We start from the raw sequence: 6431 nt of genomic DNA on the forward strand, positions 1-6431 counted from the left end.
CAGTCGCACGCGCCCCGAACGGGTTCTGCCCCGTATCAAACAGAAGCCACCAAACGACTCACTTCTTCTCGCGCGGCAGTCGCCCCATCAGGAAGAACTCGTTGTTGGGCTGCATGCCACTGAAGCTCGCCAGCCGATTGCTCAACCCGAAGAAAGCCGTAATGGCCGCAATGTCCCAGATGTCCTCGTCGTCGAACCCGTGCGCGTGCAGCGGCGGGAAATCGCTGTCGTCGATCTCGTGCGAGCGGTCGCATACCTTCATTGCAAAGTCCAGCATTGCGCGCTGACGCGGCGTGATGTCCGCCTTGCGGTAGTTCACCGCCACCTGGTCCGCCACCAGCGGTTTCTTCTCGTAGATGCGCAACAGCGCGCCGTGCGCCACCACGCAGTACAGGCACTGGTTCGCCGCGCTCGTGGTCGTGACGATCATCTCGCGGTCGCCCTTCGTCAGCGAGCCTTCTTCCTTCAGCATCAGCGCGTCGTGGTACGCGAAGAACGCGCGCCACTCGGCCGGGCGACGGGCCAGGCCCAGGAACACGTTGGGAACGAAGCCGGCTTTTTCCTGCACCGCAAGGATCGCGGTGCGGATGTCTTCCGGCAGGTCTTTCAGTTCGGCGAGGGGGTAGCGGGCTGTTGCGGTCATCTTCTTGTCTCCTGATGTTCGGTTTCAGGATCATAGGCAACTGCCCGCCGCCGCGCCCCGGCGTTCCAGTGCCTGCTACTTACTTCAGCGCCTTGCCCTGCGTCGCGCCCAGCGGCGTGTGCAACTGCGACGGCACCCACGCGCCGGTGTTGTCGTCGCGGCCCTGCAGCAGGTAGCGTGTGTCGGCCTTGCCGTAGTTCTGCACGGCCAGCGCCGAGAACTTGCCGATGTCGGTCTTCGGATCGCGCAGGCGGTTCACGATCAGCACCTTCTTCGTGTCGGGGAAGTCGGCCATCATGTTCTGGTCGCCTTCGCTGTCGCCGGCCACGAAGCTCGGGCCGTAGCCGTACTTGCTGACCAGGAAACGGCGGATGTTCTTCGTCTTGCCCGGGCCCTGCGTCTGGTCGTAGCCGCGGCGGAACTCGGGCTGGATCACGCCATTGGCGTCGCGCTCCAGCTCCATCGCCAGCACGCGCTCTGGCGGATTGTTGTAGCCGAAGGCAGGGTTGGAAGAAATTTCCTTGATCACGTCGACAAACGATGCCGAGCACACCCACACGTCGAAGCCCGCGTTGCGGAACGCGGCGTACAGCTCCTGCATTTCGGGCTGCAGCCGCAGGCCGTTCTTCCAGCTCACCGACACCACGCCCGCGCGGCCCGGCAGGGCGGCGGGCGAGGTCCACTTGACCTTGGCGACGGGCTCCTTCAGCTGCCATGCCACGGTGTCGGCCGTGAGCTTGCGCACCTGCGCCTCGGTCATGCCGGCGAACAGGTACGTCACCCAGGGGTAGGCCGTGTCGTGGTCGAAGGTGTCGCCGATGGCTTCGTAGAGGTAGCGCACTTTGGTCGTGAAGGCCGCGTAGTGCGGGCTCAGCGCCACCACGGCCAGCGACTGGTCGCCCTTCATGCCCTTGTAGTTCTGGTAGAGCCAGGTGTAGCTGGCCACGATGTCGGGCACCAGGAGGTCGATGTTGACCGGCTTGCCCGCCGCGTTGTTGTACGCGGGCAGGAAGTCTTTCTTCGGGATGTTCTTGCGCAGTGCAATTTCAAGCTGCGCGGGCGTGGCGCCGAAGACGAGGTTTTCGAGCTGGTAGATGAGCGAAGCTTCCTCGATGTCGAGGAAGACGCTGGTGTTGTCCCAGTCGAACACCACGTACGGCGGCTTGGCTGCGTTGTAGCCCGCGCTGCCCTTGCCGAGGTCTGCGATGAGGCCCTCGACCTGTGCGCGGTTGAAGGCGTCCCAGTGGCCGGGCGACAGGCCCTTCGAGGGCGACAGGCTGGCGCAGCCGGTTGCGACGAGCGCGGCTGCCATCGGCGAGAGAAGGACGAGTCGACGTTGCATTTGTGCTTTTTCCTGTAGTTTTGAATGAAAGATGACGAGCGTACGAAACGCTCATGACAGTTCGGAGGCGCCTCGCCGCTCAGCGCGCCACTGGTGCGACTGCCGCCGGCAATGGCGAAAGGCGCTGCTGCTGCTGCTCAAGCACCGCGAGATCGCTCTCGTCTTTCAGCCCCACACCGGTCAGTCCCCGTTGCAGGGACTCACGCATCAGCCATGCCAGCTTGAACGCGGCGGCTTCGTACGGCAGGCCCTCGGGCCGCATGTTCGAGATGCAGTTGCGCTCGGCATCGTGCAGGCCGCGCTTCGGCGAATGCGTCAGGTAGATGCCCAGGCTGTCGGGCGAGCTCAGGCCCGGCCTCTCGCCGATGAGCATGACCGAGAGCATCGCGCCGAACAATTCGCCCACCTCGTCGGCCAGCGCCACGCGGGCCTGCGTGGCAATGACCACGGGCGCGAAGCGCGTCTCGGCCGGCAGGCGGGCGCGCAGTGCCGCGAGCAGCGGCGCGGCATGGCGCGCCACCGCGAGCGATGAAAGGCCGTCGCCGATGACGATGCAGACATCGCAGCCATAGCGCCCGATGCCGCGCAGGCGCCCGCCGTCTTCCTCGTCGAGCTGGCGGCCCAGGTCCGGGCGGCGCAGGTAGGTGGTGCGGTCGGCGGCGCGGCTGCGCGCGCGGGCCACGTCCCAGTGCTGCGCGGCCAGGGTGGCAGCCAGCGTGTCGACATCGAGCGCCGCGTGGATCGCATCGCGCGCCATGGCATGGGCCCAGCCGAAGCGCAGCGTTTCGTCGGTCGGCATGCCGGCCCCGGCGCGGCCCAGCGCAAGGCGCGCGGGCGTGGCCGAGCGCCATTGCGCCCAGGGGTTGGGGGTGACTGATTCGCTCATGGCGTGAGTGCAGTCAGCCCGCCCATGCCGGCGAGCAGCCGGTTGGCGGAGGGCGGTGCCAGTTGCCCCGCGGCGTTGGTGATCTGCATGCGCTGCAGCCAGGCCTCGAACTCGGGCGCGCGCTTCAGGCCCAGCGTCTCGCGCAGGAACAGCGCGTCGTGGAACGAGGTGCTCTGGTAGTTGAGCATCACGTCGTCGGCGCCCGGAATGCCCATGATGAAGTTGATGCCCGCCGTGCCCAGCAGCACGAGCAGCGTGTCCATGTCGTCCTGGTCGGCCTCGGCGTGGTTGGTGTAGCAGATGTCGCAGCCGATGGGCAGGCCCAGCAGCTTGCCGCTGAAATGGTCTTCGAGCCCGGCGCGAATAATCTGCTTGCCGTCGTAAAGATATTCGGGCCCGATGAAGCCGACCACCGTGTTGATGAGAAAGGGCTTGTAGCGCCGCGCCAGCGCATAGGCGCGCACCTCGCAGGTCTGCTGGTCGACGCCGAAGTTGGCATTGGCCGACAGCGCGCTGCCCTGGCCCGTCTCGAAGTACATGACGTTGTTGCCGATGGTGCCGCGCTTGAGCGACAGCGCAGCCGCGTAGGCCTCGTCGAGCAACTCGGGCGTCACGCCGAAAGACAGGTTCGCCTTCTCGGTGCCCGCGATCGACTGGAACACCAGGTCGACCGGCGCGCCCGCCTCGGCCAGCTTCAGCGTGTTGGTCACGTGCGTGAGCACGCAGCTTTGCGTGGGAATCTCGAAGCGCTGGATCACCTCGTCGAGCATGCGCAGCAACTGGCCCAGCACCGGCATGCTGTCCGAAGCCGGGTTGAGGCCGATCACCGCATCGCCCGCGCCGTACAGCAGGCCATCGAGCGTGGAGGCGGCCACGCCGCGCAGGTCGTCGGTCGGGTGGTTGGGCTGCAGGCGCACCGCCAGGTGGCCGGGCATGCCGATGGTGTCGCGAAAGCGCGTGACCACGCAGCACTTCTTCGCGACCGACACCAGGTCCTGGTTGCGCATGAGCTTGGACACGGCCGCCACCATTTCGGGCGTGAGGCCCGGCGCCAGCGCGGTGAGCGCTTCGGTGGTGGCCTGCTCCGAGAGCAGCCAGTTGCGGAAGTCGCCGACCGTGAGGTGCGACACCGGCGCGAAGGCCTGTGCATCGTGGCTGTCGATGATGAGCCGCGTGATGTTGTCGCTTTCGTAGGGAACGAGCGCTTCGGTCAGGAACTGCTTGAGCGGCGTATCGGCCAGCACGTGGCGCGCGGCCATGCGCTGCTGCGCGGTGGCCGCGCCGATGCCCGCAAGGTAGTCGCCCGAGCGCGCGGGGCTGGCGAAGGCCATGACCTGCCGCAGGTCGTCGAAGTCGAAGACCTGGCCGGCGATGGTGGTGCGGTAGCGCATCTTTCTTTTCTTGCTCTTGCTGTCAGGCCACGGTCGTCGAAGAAGACAGCATCTCGTCGGGCGCGGCGGCCTTGCGCTGCGCCGAGGTCAGCAGGAAGTAGCCGTACGCGGCGGCCATCAGCACCAGGAACAGCACGGTCAGCATGAAGTTGAACCACACCATCGCGCCCAGGCACACCACGCCCAGGCCGAACGCGATGGCGGGAAACACGGGGTAGAAGGGCGCGCGGTAGGTGCGCAGCAGGTTCGGCTCGCTCTTGCGCAGCTTGAACAGCGCCGCCATGGAAATCAGGTACATCACGATGGCGCCGAGCACGGCCATCGTCACGATGTTGGCGGTGAGCGTCTGGCCGCCGAACTGCACCCACTCGTCGCTGAAGATGGCAATGACGCCGATCACCCCGCCGGCCAGCAGCGCGCGGTGCGGTGTGTCGAAGCGCGGGCTCAGGCCGGCAAAGTAGCGCGGCAGGTAGCCGGCACGCGCCAGTGCGAAGATCTGGCGCGAGTAGCCCATGATGATCCCGTGGAACGAGGCGATCAGCCCGAACAGCCCGATCCACACCAGCATGTGCAGCCAGCCGCTGTTGTCGCCCACCACGGCCTTCATGGCCTGCGGCAGCGGGTCGTTGATGTTGGCCAGCTTGCGCCAGTCGCCCACGCCGCCCGCGAAGATCATCACGCCGAAGGCCAGCACCACCAGCGTGACGATGCCGGTGGTGTAGGCGATGGGAATGGTGCGGTGCGGGTCGCGTGCCTCTTCGGCCGCCATGGCCGCGCCTTCGATGGCCAGGAAGAACCAGATGGCGAACGGTATCGACGCGAAGATGCCCGAGATGGCCGCGGCATTGAGCACGTTGCCGCCGGCCCAGCCGTTGGACACGAAGTTGGCCATCGACCAGCCCGGCGTGACCACGCCCATGAACACCAGCAGCTCGAAGATGGCGAGCACCGTCACGAACAGCTCGAAGGCCGCCGCGATGCCCACGCCGATCCAGTTGAGCCCGATGAAGATGACGTACGCACCCAGCGCGAACCACTTCGGGTTGATGCCCGGGAACTGCACGTTGAGGTACGCGCCGATGGCCAGCGCGATGGCGGGTGGCGCGAACACGAATTCGATCAGCGTGGCAAAGCCCGCTACAAAACCGCCGTGTGGCCCGAAGGCGCGCCGCGCATAGGCAAAGGGTCCGCCCGCATGCGGGATGGCCGTCGAAAGTTCCGTGAAGCTGAAGATGAAGGTCGTGTACATCGTCGCCACCAGCACCGTGGCGACCAGGAAGCCGAGCGTGCCGGCCGTGTTCCAGCCGTAGCTCCAACCAAAGTACTCACCCGAAATGACGAGGCCCACCGCGATGCCCCAGAGCTGGAGGGGACCGAGCACTTTCTTGAGATGGCCCGTGCCGGTGTGGACAGGGGATCCGGCCGGCGTGGCTTCGGTGGAGTTCATGCGACTTCCTCTCTTCTTCGTGAATGTTGACAGTGCACATTCAGCAAAGCAAGGGCTGTTCCACCGGATACATCGGCTTGCGGGCACGACATGCGCGCTGGCCATAATCGGAGCCTTTCAACCCCCGAGGTGTTTCGTGAAGTCTTATTTCTGTGCCGCTCTCGTGTCCGTCTTCGCCATCCCTGCAGCCTTTGCGCAATCCGCTCCGGTGACCACGTCCAGCGGCCTGGTCTACCAGTCGCTGAAGGAAGGCACCGGCGCATCGCCCGCCGCGACGGACGTGGTGAAGGTGCACTACCGCGGCACGTTCCCCGACACGGGCAAGGAGTTCGACAGCTCGTACAAGCGCGGCGAACCGACCGAGTTCCCGCTGAACGGCGTGATCCCGTGCTGGACGGAAGGTGTGCAGAAGATGAAGCCGGGCGGCAAGGCCAAGCTGACCTGCCCGCCGTCGATTGCCTACGGCGCGCGCGGTGCGGGCGGCGTGATTCCGCCGAACGCGACGCTGAACTTCGAAGTCGAGTTGGTGTCGGTCAAGGGACGCTGATTCCCTGAGTTGCGCGCACGTCGTTTGATGTGCGCTGTCGTTCAGGGCGACGCCCACGCCGACGGTGTGCTCTGCTCCGCGAATGTCCCCCGCTTCGCTCCTCCTTTATTTCGCTGCGCAGAGCACACCATCCGCGTGAGCGTCATCAGAGTGGTCGTTGATCAGCGGTACACCA

Annotated in this window: 6 protein-coding genes; 1 reads left to right on the top strand and 5 read right to left on the bottom strand. The window is 66.0% G+C overall.

Features of this window, described 5'->3' with window-relative positions; all coding sequences use genetic code 11:
• Nucleotides 1-58: 58 nt before the first annotated feature.
• From DBV14_RS19895 to eat, 5 genes are all read right to left on the bottom strand, one after another.
• Nucleotides 59-643, bottom strand: coding sequence for a peroxidase-related enzyme (locus tag DBV14_RS19895; RefSeq protein WP_124461283.1), 585 nt, complete (start codon nt 641-643; stop codon nt 59-61).
• A 79-nt stretch (nt 644-722) separates the two neighbouring features.
• The gene (locus DBV14_RS19900; protein ID WP_124461285.1) at nt 723-1985 is read right to left on the bottom strand and encodes an HAD family hydrolase; all 1263 of its coding nucleotides are present in this window, start codon (nt 1983-1985) and stop codon (nt 723-725) included.
• Between the two features lie 79 nt (nt 1986-2064).
• The gene (gene eutC, locus DBV14_RS19905) at nt 2065-2871 is read right to left on the bottom strand and encodes an ethanolamine ammonia-lyase subunit EutC (protein WP_124461287.1); all 807 of its coding nucleotides are present in this window, start codon (nt 2869-2871) and stop codon (nt 2065-2067) included.
• Nucleotides 2868-4262 (bottom strand): ethanolamine ammonia-lyase subunit EutB, encoded by a 1395-nt coding sequence (locus tag DBV14_RS19910; RefSeq protein ID WP_124461289.1) that lies wholly within the window; start codon nt 4260-4262, stop codon nt 2868-2870. Before DBV14_RS19910 ends, eutC begins: the two co-directional genes overlap by 4 nt.
• A gap of 22 nt (nt 4263-4284) precedes the next feature.
• Entirely contained in the window at nt 4285-5709 is a 1425-nt protein-coding gene (gene eat / locus DBV14_RS19915; RefSeq protein WP_124461291.1) for an ethanolamine permease, read from the bottom strand.
• 136 nt (nt 5710-5845) lie between these two features.
• On the opposite strand from eat, the gene DBV14_RS19920 reads away from it, so the two are divergent.
• A complete protein-coding gene (locus DBV14_RS19920) occupies nt 5846-6256 on the top strand; it encodes an FKBP-type peptidyl-prolyl cis-trans isomerase (protein ID WP_124461292.1) in 411 nt (136 codons plus the stop codon).
• Nucleotides 6257-6431: the final 175 nt, after the last annotated feature.

The sequence above is a fragment of the Variovorax sp. KBW07 genome (assembly GCF_003852515.1).
Taxonomy (GTDB): domain Bacteria; phylum Pseudomonadota; class Gammaproteobacteria; order Burkholderiales; family Burkholderiaceae_C; genus Variovorax.